This window comes from Pseudomonas vanderleydeniana (genome assembly GCF_014268755.2).
Lineage (GTDB): Bacteria > Pseudomonadota > Gammaproteobacteria > Pseudomonadales > Pseudomonadaceae > Aquipseudomonas > Aquipseudomonas vanderleydeniana.
In genome coordinates this window covers 2578832-2601619 of record NZ_CP077093.1, presented here as the reverse complement: position 1 = coordinate 2601619, position 22788 = coordinate 2578832, and the positions used below count along the sequence as shown (strand labels likewise).

General features: G+C 63.4%; 20 protein-coding genes. 13 read left to right on the top strand and 7 right to left on the bottom strand.

Annotated features, from left to right (window positions below; translation table 11 throughout):
* A complete protein-coding gene (tssA, locus tag HU752_RS11845) occupies nucleotides 1-1413 on the bottom strand; it encodes a type VI secretion system protein TssA (RefSeq protein WP_186680489.1) in 1413 nt (470 codons plus the stop codon).
* The gene (vasI, locus tag HU752_RS11840; RefSeq protein WP_186680491.1) at nucleotides 1401-2030 is read right to left on the bottom strand and encodes a type VI secretion system-associated protein VasI; all 630 of its coding nucleotides are present in this window, start codon (nucleotides 2028-2030) and stop codon (nucleotides 1401-1403) included. Before vasI ends, tssA begins: the two co-directional genes overlap by 13 nt.
* A gap of 384 nt (nucleotides 2031-2414) precedes the next feature.
* On the opposite strand from vasI, the gene tssB reads away from it, so the two are divergent.
* The 9 genes from tssB to HU752_RS11795 all read left to right on the top strand — a co-directional run bounded on the left by tssB (nucleotide 2415) and on the right by HU752_RS11795 (nucleotide 11155).
* A complete protein-coding gene (gene tssB, locus HU752_RS11835) occupies nucleotides 2415-2918 on the top strand; it encodes a type VI secretion system contractile sheath small subunit (RefSeq protein ID WP_186680493.1) in 504 nt (167 codons plus the stop codon).
* Nucleotides 2919-2963: 45 nt separating this feature from the next.
* Complete coding sequence (tssC, locus tag HU752_RS11830; protein WP_437182341.1) at nucleotides 2964-4442, top strand: type VI secretion system contractile sheath large subunit; 1479 nt, start codon at nucleotides 2964-2966, stop codon at nucleotides 4440-4442.
* Nucleotides 4443-4850: a type VI secretion system baseplate subunit TssE gene (tssE, locus tag HU752_RS11825; RefSeq protein WP_186680494.1), complete on the top strand. Its 408-nt coding sequence runs from the start codon at nucleotides 4443-4445 to the stop codon at nucleotides 4848-4850.
* Between the two features lie 34 nt (nucleotides 4851-4884).
* Nucleotides 4885-6651, top strand: coding sequence for a type VI secretion system baseplate subunit TssF (gene tssF, locus HU752_RS11820; protein WP_186680496.1), 1767 nt, complete (start codon nucleotides 4885-4887; stop codon nucleotides 6649-6651).
* Nucleotides 6615-7643, top strand: coding sequence for a type VI secretion system baseplate subunit TssG (tssG, locus tag HU752_RS11815; protein ID WP_186680498.1), 1029 nt, complete (start codon nucleotides 6615-6617; stop codon nucleotides 7641-7643). The genes tssF and tssG overlap by 37 nt, the downstream gene beginning before the upstream one ends.
* Nucleotides 7640-8449 carry a type VI secretion system lipoprotein TssJ gene (gene tssJ, locus HU752_RS11810; protein ID WP_186680500.1) on the top strand — a complete coding sequence of 270 codons (810 nt, stop codon included), beginning with the start codon at nucleotides 7640-7642 and terminating at the stop codon, nucleotides 8447-8449. Before tssG ends, tssJ begins: the two co-directional genes overlap by 4 nt.
* Nucleotides 8450-8486: 37 nt before the next feature.
* Nucleotides 8487-9833 (top strand): type VI secretion system baseplate subunit TssK, encoded by a 1347-nt coding sequence (tssK, locus tag HU752_RS11805; protein ID WP_186680503.1) that lies wholly within the window; start codon nucleotides 8487-8489, stop codon nucleotides 9831-9833.
* Nucleotides 9826-10536, top strand: a complete 711-nt coding sequence (icmH, locus tag HU752_RS11800) for a type IVB secretion system protein IcmH/DotU (RefSeq protein WP_186680505.1) — start codon at nucleotides 9826-9828, stop codon at nucleotides 10534-10536. The genes tssK and icmH overlap by 8 nt, the downstream gene beginning before the upstream one ends.
* Nucleotides 10537-10642: 106 nt before the next feature.
* Nucleotides 10643-11155, top strand: a complete 513-nt coding sequence (locus HU752_RS11795) for an Hcp family type VI secretion system effector (protein WP_186680507.1) — start codon at nucleotides 10643-10645, stop codon at nucleotides 11153-11155.
* 14 nt (nucleotides 11156-11169) lie between these two features.
* Here HU752_RS11795 and HU752_RS11790 read toward each other — a convergent pair whose 3' ends face one another.
* On the bottom strand, nucleotides 11170-12705 hold the full coding sequence (locus HU752_RS11790) for an ATP-binding protein (RefSeq protein ID WP_186680509.1): 1536 nt from the start codon (nucleotides 12703-12705) through the stop codon (nucleotides 11170-11172).
* Between the two features lie 131 nt (nucleotides 12706-12836).
* On the opposite strand from HU752_RS11790, the gene HU752_RS11785 reads away from it, so the two are divergent.
* Nucleotides 12837-13652 (top strand): IclR family transcriptional regulator, encoded by an 816-nt coding sequence (locus tag HU752_RS11785; protein ID WP_225920122.1) that lies wholly within the window; start codon nucleotides 12837-12839, stop codon nucleotides 13650-13652.
* 147 nt (nucleotides 13653-13799) lie between these two features.
* On the opposite strand, the gene HU752_RS11780 is transcribed toward HU752_RS11785, so the two are convergent.
* From HU752_RS11780 to HU752_RS11765, 4 genes are all read right to left on the bottom strand, one after another.
* Nucleotides 13800-15374 (bottom strand): aldehyde dehydrogenase (NADP(+)), encoded by a 1575-nt coding sequence (locus tag HU752_RS11780; RefSeq protein WP_186680511.1) that lies wholly within the window; start codon nucleotides 15372-15374, stop codon nucleotides 13800-13802.
* A gap of 39 nt (nucleotides 15375-15413) precedes the next feature.
* Complete coding sequence (locus HU752_RS11775; protein ID WP_186680513.1) at nucleotides 15414-16199, bottom strand: 2-keto-4-pentenoate hydratase; 786 nt, start codon at nucleotides 16197-16199, stop codon at nucleotides 15414-15416.
* Between the two features lie 89 nt (nucleotides 16200-16288).
* Complete coding sequence (locus HU752_RS11770) at nucleotides 16289-17251, bottom strand: flavin reductase (RefSeq protein ID WP_186680515.1); 963 nt, start codon at nucleotides 17249-17251, stop codon at nucleotides 16289-16291.
* A 24-nt stretch (nucleotides 17252-17275) separates the two neighbouring features.
* Nucleotides 17276-18640, bottom strand: a complete 1365-nt coding sequence (locus HU752_RS11765; protein ID WP_367616491.1) for an LLM class flavin-dependent oxidoreductase — start codon at nucleotides 18638-18640, stop codon at nucleotides 17276-17278.
* A gap of 274 nt (nucleotides 18641-18914) precedes the next feature.
* Between HU752_RS11765 and HU752_RS11760 the strand changes: the two genes are divergently transcribed.
* The 3 genes from HU752_RS11760 (at nucleotide 18915) to dddP (ending at nucleotide 22753) form a co-directional block, all read left to right on the top strand.
* Complete coding sequence (locus HU752_RS11760) at nucleotides 18915-20297, top strand: MFS transporter (protein ID WP_225920121.1); 1383 nt, start codon at nucleotides 18915-18917, stop codon at nucleotides 20295-20297.
* Nucleotides 20298-20512: 215 nt separating this feature from the next.
* Nucleotides 20513-21250: an SDR family NAD(P)-dependent oxidoreductase gene (locus HU752_RS11755; RefSeq protein WP_186680520.1), complete on the top strand. Its 738-nt coding sequence runs from the start codon at nucleotides 20513-20515 to the stop codon at nucleotides 21248-21250.
* Nucleotides 21251-21406: 156 nt separating this feature from the next.
* Nucleotides 21407-22753 carry a dimethylsulfonioproprionate lyase DddP gene (dddP, locus tag HU752_RS11750; RefSeq protein ID WP_186680522.1) on the top strand — a complete coding sequence of 449 codons (1347 nt, stop codon included), beginning with the start codon at nucleotides 21407-21409 and terminating at the stop codon, nucleotides 22751-22753.
* The last annotated feature ends 35 nt before the right edge of the window (nucleotides 22754-22788 follow it).

The window sequence follows — 22788 nt, the reverse complement described above, 5'->3', positions numbered from 1 at the left end:
TTAATCCTCCCTGTTGCCGTTATCAAGGTTCGTGACCTTGCGATACAACGCCGGCTCCCACGCCTGGGCGGTGAGCTCGCGCATCTGTCGGGCGACGCTGGCGTAGAGATCGCCGGCCAGCCACGACAGCCCGCGCGAGGCCAGCAGGTCGGCGGCAATCACCGTGGCGTAGTTGCGTTGGCGCGGGTCGTCGCTAGTGCTGTGCAACTGCTGCAGGCGCATCAGCACCACCTCGATCCCTTCGCGAGCGAGCTGGTCGTGCAACTCGTCGCGCAGCCCGGACAATTCCCGAGCCGTCTGGTCGCTGGCAGTGGCTTGGTCGCCACCGCTGATCCACGCCTGGGTCTGCGCATCGACAAACGCGGTGCCGTCGCTGAAGCACAACTGGGTCAACACCGGCAACCGACAGACGAAACGCTCGCAGCTCTGGCGGATCGCCGCGGCCACCCCCTCCATCGCCAGGCGCGAGGCGACAGTGGCGGCCAGGTAGCTGCCACGCAGCCAATAGGGCGATGCCGAAACGCTTCGTTCTATGCGCAACAGCAGGGCAGGTTCCAGGGCGTTGGCAGCCAGCGCCTGCTGGTAGGCTTCGACGATGTCGCGGGGAACCACCGTCAGTTCGGTCCGCCCTTCACGGGTGACCGCCGGCGCCGTACTCAGGTGCGCCCATAGGCCGAAGCGGCGCAGTTGATAGCCGGCCGGGTCATAGGGGTCTTGCCGATTGATCTGCTCGGCCATGTCCAGCAAGGCACGCCGCTGCTCGCGCTCCCTGGCCGGTGGCAGGATCTGCACGCTTGAGAAAAGGCCCGCCCCTGCCGCAGGGCCTACGCGCTCGATCACGGGCACTGCCGCCTGCGCGTCTTGGCGCTCCAGTTTTTGTTGCAGCGACTGGATCGCCTCCTGTTCCAGCTTCGCGTCGCCGGCTGCCTGCGCCAGGGCCTCCAGAGCCTGCTGGGCGCTGGCCTGGTGCATCTCGCAAAAGCTGCTGCGTTCCAGGAGCGGCAGCGCCTGCTGCAGGTTTTCCAGCCAGCGCTGTACCTGTTTGCGCTTGTTCGGGTAGCCGGTCGGCCCCGGCTTCGGATGGGCGCTGCTCCAGAACTGACCGACCATGCCGGCCAGCAGGTGCAACGCGTCGACCCAATGCGTCCACTGGCGGGTGCGCAACCACACCGCCTGGAGGTGCCCGACGACCCGGAAGTGTTTGCACTGGGTGCCGAGGTAGAGGCAGGACGCGCTATCGACATACGCCCAGTCGATCCCCGCCTCGTGCAGGCCACCGAGCTTGACCATCTCCAGGTCGATGGCCTGGTAGGTTTCGTCCTCACTGTCGAAGTGACCGGCAGGCTGTCGTGGATCGATCGGCAGCAGCAGCGCCTGCACGCCTTGTGGCGGCCCCTCGATTACCAGCGACATGCCTGGCGCTCCTGCTCGATCAGTTCGCCCAGGCCCTCGGCGTCGAACAACAGGCCATCCAGTGCGGGGTAGTCGCTGGCCAATCGCAAACGCTGGCCACCGCCCATCTGGCGCAACAGGGCGATGGCCGGCAAACCACGCCCGGCGTCCACCACCAGCCCCGAATCCAGCACCCGCCAGGCATGGGCCGGGGCAACCGGTCGTTCATCGTTGAACAACTGGATACGGATCGTGTTGGGCTTTGGTGCCTGCTCCAGCACCAGTTGCAAACGGGTGATCTGCGCTTCGCAACTGATGACCAACAGTGGCCGGAGCAACCCCACGCCCAGGGCCGGTGCCGACGCCACCACCTGCAAGCGGTGCGGGTGGGTGGGCTCGGGCTGGCTGGAGATGAGGAAACGCCCATCCCCGGGCTGACGGCCGGTCTCGTTCTGCCGTGCCAGTTCGACAATGGCCGGAACCGGCCCGGAGGCAACTGGCGGCACCGGTAGCAACCGCGCCGGAGTACCCGCCGCCCGATCGAAACATTCAAGACGCTTGAGCGACGAGACGATCGCGGGGCAGTCCTGGCTCACCGGCATGGCCTGTACCTCGGCAACGGCCAATACCAGCAACATTCCCCATGGCCATCCTTGTCCGCCAGTGCGCATGAACGCCCTCCTGATGTTCTCGCCAGGCGAGTGCCTGACAGACCGATACTTCAACTCGACAAGACACGAAGCCTCAGACTTTAAACTTCGGCCGACATCCAGATAAAACCCAAGCATTAAAATTCGCCCAGAGACAGATAAATAATCAAGAGAAAAAACACGAAAACAGTCGTGAAATACAAATAACAGAAGCGGACTTCAGAAAAAGAGAAAGCAAGCGAGCGAAATGTCCCAAAATCAAATGAAAACCAAAACGACAAAAATGCGTACACCAATCTAGGAAAAGTCCGACATGACAGAAATAGGATTAACACGCCTTAATGAATACACCTGCCAAAAAGGGCTTTTCCCATGTCAAATTTTCACGGTTCCGTCGCCCCCAAAGAACGTATCAACATCAGGTACGTTCCTGCCACCGGAGGGCAGCAGGCGGAGGTGGAACTACCACTCAAGTTATTGATAACCGGGGACTTCAAGGGGCGCAACGACGCCACTGCCCTGGAGGATCGGCAGCCCGTGCGCATCGACAAGGACACCTTCAACGAGGTACTGGCCATGGCCGACGTCAATCTGGAGATGGCAGTGCCTTCGATGCTGGGCGGCGATGCGGACAGTGACTTGACGGTCAACCTGCAATTCAGTTCGATCAACGACTTCGGCCCCGATTCAATTGCACGCCAAATCCCACAATTGAACGCCCTGCTTGAACTTCGCGAAGCGCTGGTCGCATTAAAAGGGCCCATGGGTAATGTCCCGGCCTTTCGTAAACATCTGCAAACCTTGCTTTGCGACGAAACAGCACGCGAACAACTGACCAACGAACTTCAACTGGCACTCGACACACCCGGGAACTGAGAAATCGTCCCTGTACAACTTGTCTTTCCAACGGAGTTTCACTTCATGCAAATGGAAAACGCTGCCGAATTGGCCCAGGCCAACGATAATTCCCCGTCACTGCTCGACCAGTTGCTGGCCAACACCACATTGCGCCCCGCCCAGGAAGGTTATGCCATTGCCCGCCAGGGTGTGGCGGCCTTTATCAGCCGTATCCTGCAAAGCGGCGATCACCAGCAGCCGGTCAACAAGCAACGGGTGGACCAGATGATCGGCGAGATCGACCGTGTCCTCGGCCGGCAGATGGACGTGATCCTGCATCAACCGCGGTTCCAGCAACTGGAGTCGGCCTGGCGCGGCCTGAAACTGCTGGTCGATCGCACCGACTTTCGGGAGAACATCAAGCTGGAGGTGCTGCACGTCACCCAGGAGGAATTGCTCGACGACTTCGACAACGCCGCCGACATCACCCGCAGCGGCCTCTACAAGCACGTCTATAGCGCCGGTTATGGCCAGTTCGGTGGCGAGCCGATCGCCGCGATGATTGGCAACTACACCTTCGGCCCCTCCTCCCCGGACATCCGCCTGCTCGGCTACGTCGCCTCGGTGGGCGCCATGGCCCATGCCCCGTTCGTGATGGCCGCAGGGCCCGAGTTCTTCAACATCAAGAGTTTCCAGGAGTTGCCCGGCCTCAAGGAAATCAACGACATCTTCGAGGGCCCTGGCCACACCAAGTGGCGCGCCCTGCGCGAACAGGAAGACGCCAAGTACCTGGCCGCGACATTGCCACGCTTCCTGCTGCGTGCCCCGTACCACGATATCGAGAACCCGGTGCGCAGCTTCAGCTACGACGAGACCATCGAGGGTCAGCACGACAACTACCTCTGGGGCAACACGGCCTTCCTGATGGCGAGTCGCATCACCGACAGTTTCGCCCGCTACCGATGGTGCCCGAACATCATCGGCCCGCAATCGGGCGGTGCGGTGGACGACCTGCCAGTTCATCTCTATGAGTCCCTGGGCCAGTTGCAGGCCAAGATTCCCACCGAAGCACTGATTTCCGACCGCAAGGAATATGAACTGGCCGAAGCCGGCTTCATCCCACTGACGCTACGCAAGAACAGCGACAACGCCGCGTTCTTCTCGGCCAACTCGGTACAGAAACCCAAGCTCTTCCCCAGGACCGCCGAAGGCCAGGAAGCCCAGACCAACTACCGGCTGGGCACCCAATTGCCCTACCTGTTCATCGTCAGTCGCCTGGCCCACTACATCAAGGTCCTGCAACGCGAACAGATCGGCAGTTGGAAGGAACGCCAGGACCTGGAACGCGAACTGGGCAAGTGGCTCAAGCAGTACATCGCCGACCAGGACAACCCCAGCACCGATGTGCGTAGCCGACGCCCCCTGCGCAGCGCGCGGATCGAGGTGCAGGAGGTTGCCGGCAACCCGGGCTGGTACCAGGTCGCCCTCGCGGTTCGCCCGCACTTCAAGTACATGGGCGCCAATTTCGAAATCTCCCTGGTTGGCCGGCTGGATGCCCAGTAAGTGGTTGGCCTCAGCCTGTTCGAGCGCCTGGAGTCCGGCCCGCGTCATGAGGGTGAACAACCCTACGGTCAATGCATCAGTGCGATCAAGCGCCATCTGGAACAGTTGTTCAACGTGCGTCGCGGCTCTGCGCAAAGCAACCCCGAACTGGGACTGCGCGACCTCAACGAAGCCGCCCCGGAAGGGGGCGACCTGGCGCGTGCCATCAGCGACGACATCCGCCGTTCGATCGAAGCGTTCGAGCCGCGGGTCCAGGTGGTCGCGGTGCGTTTTCAACCGGACCGGGAGCAGCCGCTGGTGCTGAATTTCCAACTTGACTGCCAGGTGTGCCTGGGGCCGGGCCGGGTTGGCCCGCTCCAGATCGGCGTGACCCTGGATAACCGCGATCGATACACCCGCGTCACCTGAACGCCGTGATGGACCTGAGGCCTGTGAGAACAGCATGGACTTGAAAGAACGCTTTCGCGAAGAACTGATCTACCTGCGCGAGCTGGGCCGGGAGTTTGCCGAGGACAACCCGCAACTGGCGCGGTTTCTCGGCGAGCAGGCCAACGACCCGGATGTGGAACGGCTGCTGGAGGGTTTTGCCTTTCTCACCGCTCGACTACGCATGAAGATCGACGATGACCTGCCGGAGCTGACCCACTCGCTGCTGCAGATGCTCTGGCCCAATTACCTGCGCCCCCTGCCCAGCACCACGATCGTACGCTTTACCCCATTACTCGAAACGATCAGCCAGCAGCAGGTCCTGCCCAAGGGCACACGGCTGTTTACCCAGCCGCTAAAAGGCGTCAGTTGCGAGTTCCGTACCTGCACCGAGATCAACCTGTACCCCCTGGCCGTGCTGGAGGTCAGCGACGCTCATAGCCGCGAGGCCTCGACCCTGCGCGTCGACCTGGCCGTCCTGACGAAACAGCCACTCGACCAGTTGGGCTGCGATCGGCTGGAGTTCTACCTGGGTGGTGACGAAGCCACGGCGCAGACCCTGTACCTGTGGATCGCCCGCTACCTGAAGAAATTGACACTGCATGTGGCCGACCAGCAATACGAGATGAACCCGCAGGATGTGGGTTTCCCCGGTTTCACCGCCGAGGAGGCGCTGTTGCCGTACCCGCGCAATGCCTTCGATGGTTACCGGATCCTCCAGGAATATTTCGTCTTCCCGCAGCGCTTCCATTTCTTCAGCCTGGAGCGGCTGTCGCGGATCTGGCCCGACCTCTGCACAACACAATTTCGCATCGAGTTTCAGTTTTCGCGGCCCATGCCGCCCAATACCCGGCTGCGCACCAGCGACCTGCACCTGTTCTGTACCCCGGCCGTCAATCTGTTCCAACATCATGCCGAACCCATCACGCTCGACGGGAAAAGCCTGGAATACCGTGTCCGGCCCAGCGGCGGTCGTGCCGAGGCCTACGAAATTTTCAGCATCGACCAGGTGCTCGGCAACCCGCCTTGCGAGAGGCAGGGCTCGGATGATTCCGTTCGGGTGTACAGGCCGTTCGAGTCGTTCCAACACGAGGTGGAACAGGCCCAGGGGCGCCCCGCGCTGTACTTTCGCAGCCATATCGAGGCCAGCCATGGGCGCGCGGGGCTTCAACACCGTATCGCTTTCATGCGCGATGACGAACGCCTGCACGTCGGCAAAATGGAAACCGCATCGATCGACCTGACCTGCAGCAATGGCGACCTGCCCCAACTGCTCGGTGTCGGCGACCTGTCGCTGTCCAACGAGGACACCCCGTCCTTTGCCACCTACACCAACCTGACCGCCCCGACCCGCACCTATCGGCCGATACTCGACAGCAGCCTGCACTGGACACTGATCTCCAACCTGTCACTGAACTACCTGTCATTGCTGTCGGCCGAGCCGCTCAAGGCGGTCATCCGCGCCTACGACTTCGCTGCGCTGCACGACCTGCAGCAGGCCCGCGCCACACGCAAGCGCCTGGACGGCATCGGCGAAGCCACCACCATCCCGGTCGACTGGCTGATGAAGGGCCTGCCGGTGCGCGGCATGCACACTCGCCTGAAACTGGACCAGCAAGCCTTTCTTTGCGAGGGCGAGCTGTACCTGTTCGCCAGCGTGCTGTCGCGGTTCTTCGCCCTCTACGCCAGCATCAATTCCTTCCATCGCCTGGAAGTGATCAATACCACCAACAACGAGCATTATGAATGGCCACTGTTGAGCGGCAGACAACCCGTGATCTAGCCGGCCTCCTGCTGGCCGACGCGCGTAACACCTCGTTCCACCGCCTGGTGGAACACCTGCATGGCCTGCACGCCGACGACCTGGAGGCTGGGTCGTCGAGTCGGGCCAGCCGTCGAATTCGCCTGCAAAGCCATGCCGGGCTGGGGTTTCCAGCCGCCGACGTGTTGCTCGCCGAACACCTGGACGACAGCACGGTTCCCGAACCTGAAGCTCGCTACAGGGTCCTGACCAGCTTTCTCGGCCTGCACGGCCCCGACTCACCGCTGCCGGCCTACTACCTGGATCGCCTGGCATACGAACAGGCACAGGGGCTGGGTATTCGCCCCGCGTTCCTGGACTTTTTCAATCATCGCCTGCTTACCCTGCTGCACCTCAGTTGGCGCAAGTATCGCTACCACATCCGCTTCCAGGCTCAGGCCAGCGACCGTTTTTCCCGCTATGTGTTCTCCCTGATCGGCCTGAACGACAGCGAACTGCGCGGCTCGACACCCCTGCCCTGGGCGCGCCTGCTCAGTTTTACCGGGCTGATCGCCAGCCGCAGCCGCTCGCCCTCGGTGGTGTCCGGGATCGTCGCCCATTGCTTCGACCTGGGCGATGTCCATATCCGCGAGTTCGAGGCACGCAGCATCAGGTTGCCGCAAGCTCAACGGCTGTTGCTGGGAACCGCCAACGGCACCCTGGGCGCGGACCTCGTGCTGGGCGAACGCAGCCGGACCCGTTCCAGTCACTTCACTCTGGTCATTGCCGGGTTGACCCAGCCGCGCTTTCGCCAGTTCCTGCCCAGCGGCGAACAGTACGGACGGCTACGCCAGTTGATGGATTTCCTGCTACGCGACGTCACCGCCTATGACCTTGAACTGGGCCTGCGCGAAGAGGACGTGCCACCGTTCAACCTGCAACGCCAGGACGGTACCCACCTGGGTTGGACCAGCTTCATCGAGCGCCAGGCACACCGGCGCCCGGCGCAGGTGCGCATCCGGGGGCGTGCATGAAGGTCTTCCGTCCAGATCGGCTGCTGACGGCCGCCCGTCATGCCCGACTGAACCTGTTGCTGCTGGCGTGCCTGCCTTTGGCAGGCTGCACGATGCTGGGCAAGATTGGCCAGGTGATCTGGACACCGTCGATCCCGGTCGGTGCTCCCGGCGACCAACCCAGCCTCTACTCCCTGAGCCTGTATGCCGACGGCAACGTCAATCCGCGCCTGGTGGTCCCGGAGTTCGACTCCTCTGGCACGCCCCTGATCCCGAGCTATACGTTGAATGTGCAAGCCGACAGCCCACAGGACCTGACGCAAAGGCTGCAGTCGCTACTGACCCACATCCATCAGGACATTCCGGCGCAGTCGCCGCTGACGGACGCGACCGCCACGGGCATGTCGCCAGTCGAACCCTATCGACTGGCCGAGTACGACGCTCCGGGTGTCGAGCTCTCCCTGCCGGACCAGCAGGCCGGCCCCCAGGTGATCGCCAGCCCCATCGCCTTCAAGGTGCTGCAACTGCGCGACGACTCGATGCTGCAGGGTGCCCAGCGCATGGCCTTGATCGCCGACCCGAAAAAGGCCCTGGGCAGCACCTTGATCCACGCCGACGACTACCAGCTCGACCCCGGCCAATTCAAATTCATCGACCTGCGGGCTCTCGACGAAAGCGCCCATTTCGTCGCGGTGTTCGCCGTTTACCAAAGCAGCGATGCCAGCCAGTGGAAACAGGTGCTGCGCGTCGAGCCCAAGGGCCGCCAATACGCGCTGCTGGTGCACCTGGGCGACCTGCAGGTCGAGCTCAAGGGCGAAACCCGATGAGTCCACCTTCACTCCTCCTTGCACAGGAAATCCGTCGATGAGTTCACCCCATCCCGTCATCTGGCACGAGGGCCTGTTCGTCAAGCCCCAGCACTTCCAGCAACAGGCCCGGGCCGCCGAAGTCGCCGTGCAGCAACGCCTGAGCAGCCTCAACGACAGCCTGTATGGCTTCACCGAACTGCAACTGAACAGCGAGTTCCTGAGCTTCGGCAAGATCGCCATCATCCGGGCCCGAGGCATCATGCCCGACGGCACGGTCTTCGATATTCCCAATGACCTGCCGCCACCGGCGCCGCTGGAGATCGCCGACAGCAGCGCAATCGGCAAGGTGGTCATCTTGGCCTTGCCGCTGGGCAGCGACAGCCTGTTGGAAGTGCGCTGGCCCGAGCAATACGCCAACAGCCGCTACATCGCCCACCGCCAGGCGGTGCATGACACCCAGAGCATCGATGGCGACCAGGTGTCGATCGACCTGGCGCTACCGAACCTGCAACTGATGCTCGACACGAACGAGCGCAGCGCCTTTACCCATATCGCCCTGGGCAAGATCCTCGACAAACGCCCGGGCGGCAGCCTGGTGATGGATGAAAACTTCTACCCCACCAGCCTGTCACTGCAGGCGGTGCCGGCGTTGCAACGCTACCTCGGCGAAGTCACCGGGCTGATGCGTGCACGGGCCGGCCTGCTGGCCGAACGTATCGCTTCGCCCGGGCAATCGGCAGTGGCCGACGTCACCGACTTCAACCTGCTGCAAACCCTCAACCGCCTGTTCCCGCTGTTCCAGCACCTGGCCTGCCAGCACCATGTGCACCCGGCGCAGCTCTACACCACGTTCGCCCAGGCGTGCGGCGAACTGGCGACCTTCACCGACGAGGGCCGCCTGCCCCAAGTGTACCCAGCCTACCAGCATGACAATCTGCGCGAGTCATTCATGGCCCTTGAGCATACCCTGCGCCGAGCCCTGAGCACGGTGTTGCGAGCCCGCGCGGTGTCGTTGCCAATTGAACGCCAGCCGTTCGGCGTGATGAACGCCCCACTCCTCGACAAGCGCCTGTTGGTCGACTCCGATTTCGTCGTCGCGGCTCGTGCCGCGTTGCCGCTGGAAACCTTGCGCCAGCAGTTCCCCCTGCAGGTCAGGGTCAGTTCCACGGAAAACCTCAACCGCCTGATCAACCAGCAACTGCCCGGCATCCCGCTGATCCCACTGCCGGTGGTGCCCCGCTACCTGCCCTTCCACGCGGGCTTCAGCTACTTCGAGCTCGACCGTCACCATCCGGACTGGAGCAACCTGAAAGACGGCAGCGGGTTCAGTTTCCATATCGCCAGCGAGTTCCCGGAACTGGAACTGCAGTTCTGGGCCATCAGGAGTGAAAGGGATGAATGACTCACAGTTCCAACTGCGCGGCCTGGCCTGGAATCCCCTGTGCGATGCCGCCATGCCCCTGTTGGGCCTGGCACTGCACGTACGCACCCTGGATACGCACGCTGACGTGCCGGCCTTCTACCAGAGCATCCACAGCCAGGTCGGCACGGTGATGGAAGAGGTCCGCCAGCTGGATTACGACCTCGACACCCTGCAGGCCTACTCCTATGCGCTATGCCTGTTGCTCGATGAGACGGTCATGAGCACTCCGTGGGGCCGGTCCTCCTCCTGGAGCGAACGCTCGCTGCTCGGCGCTTTTCACCAGGAAAGCTGGGGCGGCGAGAAATTCTTCACCCTGCTGGCGCTCCTGAGCGTCGACCCCCGCCGGTACCAGCATGCACTGGAGTTCATGTACCTGTGCCTGTGCCTGGGTACCCGGGGCAAATACGGCCAACTGGCCGGTGGCGATGACGAAGCCCAGAAGATCATCACCCGACTGCACGGCCTCCTGCGTCCACTGCGTGGCGAAGTAACCGGGCAACTGAGCGAGCCACTGGCCAATGTCGCCTCGCGCGACTACCGGTTCAGGCGCCGTTGGCCGCTGTGGACGCCCTGGGCCATCGCTGGACTCGTATCGTCGGCCACCTATACAGCCTACCACCTGCACCTGAGCGCCATTACACGCGAAGTGCTGGCCTCACTGGACAAGCTGCTCAAACTTTAGCGCGATCTCGCCGCGCTCCCCCTGAGCAGCCGAAAAGACCCGGCCCGGCAGGGCCACGTACCAGGCGACCGTCAAGTCGCCCTACCCTCACGACAAGGAGCTTGTCATGGCAACACCGGCATACATCAGCATCCACGGGAAAACCCAGGGCCATATCACCCAGGGTGCCTTCACCAGCGACTCGGTCGGCAACGGTTATGTCGAAGGTCACGAAGACGAGATCCTGGTCCAGGCCGTCGACCATCGCATCAAGACCCCCACCGATCCGCAAAGCGGCCAGGCCTCGGGCCAGCGCGTACATGAACCGCTGGCCTTCACCTGCTCGCTGACCAAGGCCGCCCCCATGCTGTACCAGGCCCTGGCTACCGGCGAAATGCTGCCTACGGCCGAACTGCGCTGGTACCGCACGTCCATCGATGGCAAGCAGGAACACTTCTTCAGCACACTGATGGAGGACGCCACCATCGTCGACATCCATACCGTACTGCCCAATGCCCAGGACCCCGCCAGTGCCCCCTACAGCCAACTGATCAAGGTCAGCCTGGCCTACCGCAAGATCACCTGGAAACACACCATCGCCAATACCGAAGCCTCGGACGACTGGCGCAAACCGGCCTGACCTGGCCCACGCCGTTACGGCTCAGGCAGCACCTGTGCCAGGATCTCCGCCAACTGCCCCTGGCTGTAGGGTTTGAAAAGCCTCGGCAACTGCACGGCCAGGCCCTCCAGATGCCCGGAATAGCCTGTGGCCAGGATGATCGGCAGGTCGGGGTGCAACTTGCGCACGACTTCAGCCAACTGAGCGCCATCCATCTCCGGCATGATCATGTCGGTGATCATCAGTTCGATCCCCGGCTGTTGCTCCAGGCAGAGCAGCGCCTGGGCGCCGGAGGTCGCGCAGACCACCCGGTGCCCCAGGTCCTCGAGCAGCAACACGGTACTGTTGAGCACCAGGCTGTCATCATCGACCAGCAGCACCGTCAGCGGCTTGAACGAGGGCTGCTGCCGGCCCTCGGTGAGCGGGAGCACTCCCGGATCGGCATCCTTGTCCACCGGCAGCCAGAGCTCGGCGGTGGTGCCCTGGCCCTTGCGACTTTTCAGGACCAGGCGGCCTCCCAGTTGCTCGGCCAGGCCATGCACCATCGACAGCCCCAGGCCGGTGCCCTTGCCCACGCCCTTGGTGGTGAAGAACGGATCGGCGGCATAGGCCAGGACATGCTCGTCCATGCCCTCGCCATCGTCGATGATCGACAGGCACACGTATTCATCGTGCGGCAACCGGTCGACCCGGCCGTGAACCGCGCCGACGATACGAATGCTGCCGCCCGCCGGCATCGCATCACGGGCGTTGCTCACCAGGTTGAGCAAGGCCAGTTCCAACTGGTTGATATCGACATGCACTGCCGGCAACGTCTCGCCCAGTTGCGCCAGGACCGTCACCTGGGGGCCTGCCGAACTGCGCAGCAGGCCGAGCAGATTGTCCACCAGCTGCGGCAAGTGCACCGCCTCGGTCCTGAGTTCCTGGCGCCGGGCGAACGCCAGCATGCGCTGGGTCAGGGACACTCCGCGCTCGGTGCCCTGCAGGGCGTTGTCCACCAGCCGGGAAAGTCGCGGGTCGCCATCGACGCGCTTGCTCAGCAATTCGAGGTTGCCGCGGATCACGGTCAGCAGGTTGTTGAAATCGTGGGCGATACCGCCGCTGAGCTGGCCGATGGCTTGCAACTTCTGTGACTGGAACAACGCTTCGCGCGCCAGGTCCAGTTCCTTCTGCGCCAGGACCGATTCGGTGATATCGCGGGTGATCTTGGCAAAGCCGAGGATGTCGCCATTGGCGGCACGGATCGGGTCCAGTATCACGTGGGCCATGAACCGCGTGCCGTCCTTGCGTAGGCGCCAGGCCTGCTTCTCGAAACGCCCCTCGGTCGCAGCCACCGACAATGCCCGCTGTGGCTCACCGTTGGCCCGGTCCTCGTCGGTATAGAACATCGAGAAATTTCGACCGAGCACTTCCTGCGCCGAGTAGCCCTTGATGTGCTGCGCCCCCCGGTTCCAACTGCTGACCCGTCCCTGCGGGTCGAGCATGTAGATCGCATGATCGGTCAAGGCATCGACCAACAGACGAAAACGGTCACCATCGGTCACGTTTCCAGGCACGGGTTGATCGGACATGGGGGCCTCGGCAGTGGTTTTTGCGCTACCTTACACCGCCCACCTCTGGACTCCCAACAGAGAAAAACAGGTAGACTGGCACGCTTCCCAACCTCAGGTATCGGGCCCTCCCAGACAAAGGATCAGCCAGCGTGTCCAGAAACAGCGATGACCACCACGAAGAGACAGCGCAAAGCACCTCGGACTTCAACAACAAGTCCGTCATCAAGGCGACCATGCTGCTGACCGAACTGGGCCGACATCTGGAGGGCATCACGGTCACCGAACTGGCCCAGCATGTGCGACTGCCACGGCCGACCGCCTTTCGCCTGCTGCTCAGCCTGGAGCAGACAGGGTTTGTCGAACGCGTCGACAACAAGTACCGGCTGGGCTGGAAGATCGCCCGCCTCGGTCGGCTCGCCGATCCGTACAAGGGCCTGATCAGCAGGCTGCAACCGCTGCTCAAGGGCATCGCCGACGAGCTCAACGAGATGATCGGCTATGCGGTGGTCAACGGCGAGGCGGACTTCGACCTGATCGCCGAGGCACACGGTTCGCGCCTGCTGACGCTGTCCAAGGGCTACGTGGGTACCGAGTTCCCGGTGCATGCCAGTGCCACGGGTAAACTGGTCATGGCCGAACTGTCTGACGACAAGGTCAGGAAGCTGTTGCCGGCCAAGCTCGAATCGCTGGCCAGCCAGACGATCACCAGCCGTGAGGCGTTCATTGCTTCGCTGACCGAAATTCGTGAGAAGGGCTACTCGATCGTCGATGACGAACTGGAAGAGGGCCTGTTCGCCCTGGCTGTCGCGGTCCGCGACACATCGCAACGGCTGATCGGTGTCCTGGCCATCACCGGCCCCTCGCAACGCATGCGCGCCCGTACGATCGCGAGCATCGTCGATCCGTTGAGCGCCACCGCGCGGATCATCGCCGGGATTCTCCAGGAAGGCCAGGCAGCCAATTGAGGTGCAAGGGGAGCCGCGAGGCTCCCGTTGCGAAGCACAGGCCGTGTTTTCGCGGATCACGAAAACACGCCTGGGTGCGGCGGCCATGAAGCGCTATCAATCATCACGGCAGGCCTTTTGAGCCAGCCGCGTTCGTCCGCGAAGTTCTCAGAGAACCATCTGCCCCTCGACCCGCCGCGCAATACCTTCCGGGTTCGAGTCCTGCAACGCTGGCGGCAGCAACGCCTGCGGCAGGTCCTGGTAGGACACCGGCCGCAGGAAACGCTCGATCGCCAAGCTGCCGACCGAGGTGGTACGGCTGTCGGAGGTCGCCGGGAATGGCCCGCCGTGCACCATCGCATGCGCCACCTCGACACCGGTACCGAAACCGTTGATCAGGATTCGCCCGACTTTCAGCTCCAGGTCGGCGATCAGTGCACGTGCGGCCCGATGATCACTTGGCGACAGATGCAGCGCAGCAGTCAACTGGCCTTCGAGCACATCGATGACCTGGCGAACCTGAACGATGTTCGCACAGCGCACCACCAGCGAACTGGAACCGAAGACTTCCTCACGCAGCCGATAGTCGTCGAGGAAATCCTCGGCCGCGACCATGAACAGCGCCGCCTGGCCCTGGTTGATGCCACCGGCGAGGCCCTTGGCCAATGGCTGCACCCGCGCGTTGGACTCGAGCGAATGGACACCATGACAATAGCTGCGATAGATGCCCGGGGTCAGCATGGTCTGCGCAGCCACCTTGCCCAGCGCCTCGCTGGCACTGCGGATGAAGTTCTGCAGGCCCTCGCCGTCGACCGCGATCACCAGTCCGGGATTGGTGCAGAATTGCCCCGCGCCCAGGGCCAGCGAACTGACGAAGGCCTGGCCGATCTGCGCGCCACGCTCCTGCAGCGCACCTGGCAGCAGCACCACCGGGTTGATCGAGCTCATTTCGGCATAGACCGGAATCGGCTCGGGGCGCGCCGCGGCGATGTTCATCAGGGCCACGCCACCGACGCGCGAACCGGTGAAGCCGACCGCCTTGATCCGCGGATCGGCCACCAGCGCCTGGGCAATCTCGCGACCGGAATCGAACAGCAGCGAAAACACCCCCTCCGGCAGTTCGCACTCGCGTACCGCCCGCTGAACCGCCTGCCCTACCAGCTCGGAAGTTCCCGGGTGCGCCGAGTGCGCCTTCACCACCACCGGGCAGCCGGCCGCCAGGGCCGAAGCGCTATCACCACCGGCCACGGAGAACGCCAGGGGGAAGTTGGACGCACCGAATACCGCGACCGGTCCCAGCGGGATATTGCGCAGGCGCAGGTCCGCTCGTGGCAGCGGCGTGCGCTCGGGCATGGCCCGGTCAATGCGTGCATCCTGGAAACTGCCCTCGCGCACGACACTGGCAAACAGCCGCAGCTGTCCCATTGTCCGGCCACGCTCGCCTTCGACACGCGCCCGGGGCAGGCCGGTCTCGGCCATGCAGCGTTCGACCAGTGTGTCACCCAGTTCGAGGATATTCTCGGCGATCCGCTCGAGGAACCTGGCGCGGGTTTCCAGCGATGTCTCGCGATAAGGATTGAATGCCTCGCGAGCCAGGGCGCAGGCCCGATCCAGGTCATCCAGCGTGGCGCCGCCGAAGCCCGGCTCCAGGCGCTCGCCGGTCGCGGCGGCAATGCCCCACAGCGCCGGATTGCTGCCTGCCACCTCGGCCTGGCCAATCAGGTTGAAGCCTTTAACCGACATCGTCATCTCCATCGTTGTCTAGCAAGCCCTTGATCGGGATCAGTCGGCCTTCACGTATTCGAAGCCCACTTCCCAACCGGCGAAGCTGCCCACCACCTGGCTGCCCGGAACCAGTTCGACCGCAGCCAGGCAACTGCCCGGCAGGATCACATCGCCCTTCTTGAACGACACGCCGAAAGCGGCGACGCGGCGGCACAGCCAGGCGATGGCCGACACCGGGTTGCCGAACACCGCCGAGGTGTTGCCGCTGGCAACCACTTCGCCGTTGATGCGGATCTCACCGGCCAGGTCCGACAGGTTCAGGTCGGTCAGCTTGCGTGGCTGGGACGACAGGATCACCCCACCGACCGAGGCACCGTCCGCCAGGGTTTCGAAGATGCCGATCTTCCAGTCCTTGATGCTGGAGTCGATGATCTCCAGCGAAGGCAGCACGTAGTCGGTCGCCGAAATGACGTCCGCGACCGTCACATGGGCACCGCCCAAGTCTTGCTTGAGCACGAACGCCGGCTCCAGTTCGACATAGGGGGCCAGGAACTGGTCGCTGGTCAGGCGATGGTTCTCGTAGCGCAAATGCGAGTCGTACAGGTAGCCGAAGTCCGGCTGATCCACCCCGAACTTGCTCTGCATCGCCTTGGCGATATTGCCGAGCTTGAACCCGACGATCCGCTCGCCCTGTGCCACGCGGCGGCGCATGACTTCCTGCTGGACACGCATGGCGTCCTCGATACTGGTTGGCGTTCCCACCGGCACCAGCGATTCCAGGGGCTCACGCGTCTTGCGTGCGTGCATCAGTTTGCTGGCGAGTGCGTTTACATCAATCGACATCTTGAAAACTCCCATTCCCGTTTCACAGGCCCTGCCCGACGCCGGGCCTGCCTTGGTGGTGCTGAATTTCAGAACACGTTGTTGAGCGGTCAGGCGACCTTGTGATTGCCCAGGTGCCAGATATGCATGGACGAAAGCAGCTCGCGCGGATCCCAGACCACCCACTCCTCGGTGATCCGGCCGTTCCTGTGGCGAATGAACGAGGCGCCGTGCACGGTGACGTTGCGCTGGGTCGGCGGCACATCCATGAACACCCCGGTGTGCTTGGCGATGGTGCGCCAGTGCAGCGAAATCAGGCCCTCTTCCTCGGTCGCGTGGAGAATCTCGACCTTGAAGTCGCTGAACGCGGCATGGGACTCCTGGATCTGCAGCAGCATTTCCGGCAGGCGCACCATCTCGCCCTGCTTGGAGTGGCGCACGTAGTCGGGAGCGACCAGGGCTTCGAAGGCACCGGTGTCACCCTCGCCCCAGGCCCGGCTCCAGGCGTCGCTGATGCGGTTGAGCAGGCTCGGCTCGCAAGTGGCCGAGGCCTGTTGCTCAGTCGGGTCCCACAGGTTGCAGTCACCGAACCGGCCACCGCTGAAGATCAGCGCGTCGCCACTGCCGACCTTCATCGCGTTGACCGAGCCAACGATCATGAAGTGATCGCCCGCGACCACTTCGGAGAGCACGGTGCAGTCGATCCAGGCCACGGCGTTGCGCAGGTGCGGCGTGCCGAAGGCGGTCTGGTCAAAGTCCAGGCCCTTGAATTTCTCCTCGCCCTTGCGGCCCAGCGCCTTGCACACGTCCAGTTGCCGGTTGGACAGCACGTTGGCGGTGAAGCGCCCCTGGGAACGCAGGATCGGCCAGGTGCTCGAGGTCTTGGCGATGCTGAAGGTCACCAGGGCCGGCTCCAGGGACAGCGACTGGAAGGTGCCGACGATGAAACCGGTCGGGGTGCTTTCTGCGGTGACGCCACTGATGGCGACCACGCTGGTGGGCAACAGCCCGTACACCTTGCGCTGTTCGGCAGGGCTCAGCATCGGGCTCGGAATGGATTGCACGCTAGTCATTTTCTTGTTCTCAGGCTTGAAACGTTATTGGGAGAGGCGCCGGGCGATCGCAGCACCCGGATGGTCGTCGGCCAGGCGCGACTGGCCAGCACCGAACAGGCTTTCGCGCAGGGTCGAACCTTCGTAGCCCCTGCGCATCACGCCACGGCGCTGCAGCTCCGGGACCACCAGGTCGGCGAAGTCCTTGATGTCCTGGAACTTGACCGCATGACCGAGGTTGAAACCGTCGATGCCGGTTTCCTCGACCCAGGCGACCAGCTCATCGGCGACCTTCTTCGGCCCACCGACGATGACCGGTGCGGTGCCACCGATACCGATGTATTCGGCGATATCGCGAGGCGTCCATTCCTTGGTCGGGTCCATCTTGGAGAACAGGTCGACCATGGTCTGGCCGGCGTTGGTCTTGACGTGGCGCAGCGGGACATCAGGGTCGAAGGTCGACATGTCGAGACCGGCCCAACCGCTGTAGCGGGCCATCGCCCCTTCGTAGTCGACCAGGCGACGGTATTCCTCGAAGCGTTGCTCGGCTTCTTCGTCGGTGCGTCCGGTGACCACGGTGATCATCTGCAGTACGGCGATATGCGACGGGTCACGCCCGGCTTCGGCGGCCTGGGCGCGCAGGCGGTCCACCTGGTTCTTCAGGCCGGCCTTGGAGGTCGCGTTCATGAACACCGCTTCGGCGGTGGCGGCCGCCAGGGCCACGCCACGACTGGAGCCGCCGGCCTGGAAGATCACCGGGGTGCGCTGCGGCGAGGGCTCGCACAGGAAGATCCCGGGCACCTTGAAGTGCTTGCCTTCGTGTTTGATTTCATGCACTCGCCTGGGGTCGACGTAGGTGCAGTTTTCACGGTCGCGAACCACGGCGTTCTCTTCCCACGAGCCTTCCCACAGCTTGAGCGCTACCTCGATGAACTCTTCGGCGATGCCGTAGCGGTCATCGTGGGCGTTCTGCACGCCGGAGCCAAGGTTGCGCGCGGCGCTGTCGGCGTACGAGGTCACGACGTTCCAGCCGATGCGGCCAGCGGTCAGGTGATCGAGCGTGGCGAACTTGCGTGCCAGCGAATACGGATGGTCGTAGGCGGTGGTCGAGGTGACACCAAAGCCCAGGTGACGGGTCGCTGCCGCCATGGCTGGAATCAGGTAGGCCGGATCGTTGGCCGGAATCTGTGCGGCATCGCGCAGGGCGGCATCCACCGAGCCCTGGTAGACATCGTGGTAGCCAACGTTATCGGCAAAGAAAATCCCGTCGAAGCAAGCGTTCTCCAGCAGCCTGGCGTACTCCACCCAGAACTGCAGGGACTGGTATTCGCTGCTGCAATCCTCCGGGTGACGCCACAGTCCAGAGGACAGGTGGGCCGGACCACTGAAGTCGAATGCGAAGAGTTTCATTTGCCTGGACATCATCAGCACCTTTTATTCTTGTTCACATATTGAACGTTACGTTTGATTTGCGAACAAACTCTACAAGTGCAAAATCAGGCCGTCAAGCAAGCGTCCACAAAACGAACGCCACGTTCATTTTTATTGACTATCCGAAACTGGTATGCCAAAGATAAAAACGCCTGCGCACACTGGAGCGTCCTCAGGGACGATGACCCTCCAGGGCGACAGGCCTGCGTGCCCCCAAAACATCCAACGATAAGAACAAAGAGGAGATGTACCTGTGTCCCAGCACACCTCTGCCCAAATTCCGCCCGCCCGGGCGATGTCGGACAAACAACGCAAATTCATCATCAAGCTCACCGCCCTGATCTCGGGTGGGATGCTGATCGACGGTTTCATCCTGGGCGCCATCGGCATCGTGATGCCCGCCATCACCCACGACCTGCAGCTGTCCCTGGCCTGGCAAGGCCTGATCGGTGCCTCGGCGCTGATCGGGATCTTCATTGGCGGCCCCCTGGGCGGCTACCTGGCGGACAAGATCGGCCGCAAGCCGATGTTCACCCTGGACCTGGCGATCTTCCTGGTCGGCTCGGTTGCGCAGTTTTTCGTCACGGAAGGCTGGCAACTGTTCGCGGTGCGGGTGCTGATGGGAGTCGCGATCGGTGCCGACTACTCGATCGGCTGGCCCCTGCTGGCGGAGTTCGCCCCGGCGCGCCTGCGCGGCAAACTGCTGTGCATCCAGGAAGTGGGCTGGTACGTCGGCTACCTGCTGTCCTACGCCTCGGGCTATGTGCTGACCATTTCGCACACGGCCAACTGGAACGTGATCCTCGGCCTGAGCACCATTCCGACCGTGATCGTCCTGCTGGCCCGGCTCGGTACGCCGGAGTCGCCACGCTGGTTAATGAGCAAGGGTCGCCGCAAGGAAGCACTGGCACTGGCCGACGAGTACATGGACCCGGAGGAGCGCGGCGATCTCGAAGCCACGCCCAAGGCCAGCAACTCGCGTGGCTTCCTGCAGCTGTTCTCACCGGAGTACATCAAGGCGACCGTATTCGTCTCGGTGTTCTGGATCTGTAACGTCACGCCCTACTTCGCCATCGGCACCTTCGTGCCGGCGGTCCTCGAACACCTCGGCCTGGAAGACGGCCTGACCGCAGGCCTGGGCATCAACGCCATCGCTGTGCTCGGCACACTGATCGCAGCCGCGCTGATCGAGAAAGTCGGCCGGCGCAAACTGGCGATTCCGCCCTACGGTGTCGCAACCCTTTCGTTGCTGGTGGTGGCCTTCTTCTATGAGGCCTCGCCGATGGTCACGGTGATCTGCTTCCTGACCTTCTCCCTGGCGAACGCCATTTCCACCACGCTCACCGGTGTTTACCCGGGCGAGGTTTTTCCTACCGAGATTCGTGGCGTCGGCGTCGGCTTCGCCACTGCCACCTCGCGGATCGGCGCGGCGGGCGGGACCTTCTTTCTGCCGTTCTGCATGACCCAATACGGCATCACCACCACCGTACTGATCGCGGCGGGTATCAGCCTGTTCGGCTGGGTCGTGTCCTACCTGCTCGCCCCGGAAACCAAGGGCAAGCGGCTGAGCGAAACCTCGGCACCGAGTGCCACGACACGGCAGTTCAGCGCTTCAAGCCTCGAGGCGAACCGCTAGGGGCCTGTACGGTTTCGGATACCCACATTCAAGTCCAAGGGTTTGCCAGGCAAGGCGCCATGACGAGTCGTAGCCGGCTACGGCGAGAAATGGCAACGCAGCCTGGCAAAGACCTGGGCCGAAGTTGAGTATGCGAATTAGCCACACAGGCCAGCAGAGGCAAGCCCTGGCCGGTCCACCCGCCGAAGCTTTTTCATGACTGGAGAGAATGTTCAATGAAACGATTCGAGAACAAGGTAGCCCTGGTCACGGGCGGCCGCAGCGGCATCGGTCGCGCCATCGCCCTGCGCCTGCGGGACGAAGGCGCCCGTGTCATCACCGCCCAGCGCGGCAGCGACCCGAGCTTTGAAAGCATTTGCGTCGACTTCGGCGACCCGGCCAACGCCGCCCACGCCATGACGCAAACCCTCGCGCTGGCCGGGCGGCTGGACGTACTGGTCAACAACGCCGGCATGATGCAGGAGATCCTGGCCGAGGACATGTCGCTGCAAGACTGGAACCGCAACCTCACCGTCAACCTGACCACCCCGTTCGCCCTGATCAAGGCCGCCCTGCCGCATCTACGCCAGAGCCGCGGGAGCATCGTCAACATCGGCTCAACCGAGGGCCTTGGCTCCAATCCGAAGCACGCCGCCTACTGCGCCTCCAAGGCCGGCCTGCACGGCCTGACCCGGGCCATCGCCATCGACCACGGTTTCGAGGGCATCCGCTGCAACGCCGTCGCCCCAGGCTGGATCGATACCGACCTGAACATCGACTTCATCGAGCACATGCCCGACCCGCAGGCCTTCCGCCAGGGCCTGGGCCGCATCCACCCGGTCGGTCGCACCGGCACGCCCGAGGAAGTCGCCAGCCTGGTGGCCTGGCTGGCCAGCGAAGAAGCGGGTTTCGTCACCGGCCAGGTCTGGACGGTGGACGGCGGGCGCATGGCCAAGCTCAGCCTTCCCGGCTGAACACTGCGCATGCCCCGGGAGCCGGCCTCCAGCCATAACGTAAACTCATCAAAAGCCCGCAGAAAATGTCGATTCTCGCGGCCGGGAGCCTCGCCCTAGACTGTTGTCCAGATACCGTGCAGCGATCAGAAAAACAACAACAGGACCCGCAAAGCCATGATGACCTCACCCTTCTCGATCCCTCCGCATTCCCGCCGCATCGACCCGGCGCGCAACCGGGCCGCCCAGCTCAAGCTCGACGGCTCCGTGGACGACAACGATCGCGTGGAGATCGGCCCGACCGCCCTGGCGTTCGCCGAATGGGCGCGTCTGGGCCTGGAGCCCCCCCATTTGCCAACGATGCGCGAGTATCGCCTGCAACGCCTGCGCGAGCAGTTGGTGGCGCGCGACCTCGGCGGCATCCTGCTGTTCGACCCGCTGAACATCCGCTATGCCACCGACACCACCAACATGCAGTTGTGGACGACCCACAACCCGGCCCGGGCCTGTTTCATCAGCGCCAGCGGCCATGTGGTGCTTTGGGATTTCCACGGCTGCGATCACCTGTCGGCACACTTGCCACTGGTCAGCGAGCTGCGCAGCGGCGCTTCGTTCTTCTATTTCGAAACCGCTGAGCGTACCGAGGAGCACGCCAGGCGCTTCTGCGGCCAGGTCGATGAGCTGCTGCGCCAGCACGCCGGCAGCAACCGCCGCCTGGCGGTGGATCGCATCGAAGTCTCCGGACTACGGGCACTCGATGCGCTGGGGGTGCAGGTGTGCAGCGGCCAGGAGGTCACCGAGTTCGCCCGGATGATCAAGGGACCGGACGAGATCAAGGCCATGCGCTGCGCGGTGGCGTCCTGCGAGGCGGCCATCGGCGAGATGCACCGGGCCATGCGCGCAGGCCTTTCGGAGAACGAGATCTGGGCCGTGCTGCACGCCGGCAACATCCGTCGTGGCGGCGAATGGATCGAAACCCGCATCCTCAGTTCGGGGCCGCGTACCAACCCGTGGTTCCAGGAGTCGGGCCCGCGCATCCTCAGTGATGGCGACCTGCTGTCGTTCGACACGGACCTGATCGGGGTGTATGGCATGTGCGTGGACATGTCGCGCAGCTGGATCTGTGGCGGCCTGGAACCCACCACCGAACAGAAACGCCTGTACCGCATCGCCCATGAGCACGTGCGGTACAACACCGATCTGGTCAGGCCGGGCGTCGGTTTCACCGAGCTCACGCAAAAGGCCCACCGACTGCCACAGAGCTGCCGCGAGCAGCGCTACGGCGTCATCTACCACGGCGTCGGCCTGTGCGATGAATACCCCAGCATCCGCTACCCGGAAGACCTCGAATCCTACGGCTACGAGGGCCAGTTGCAAGCCGGCATGGCCCTGTGTGTCGAAGCCTACGTCGGCGAGGTGGGTGGGCGTGACGGCATCAAGCTGGAAAACCAGATACTCGTCACCGAGAGCGGTTACGAGCTGTTGACCCACTACCCCTTCGACGAGAGCTTCCTGCGCGACTAGAGCCACGGCCTGCCGGCGCTCCCGGGTGCCGGCAG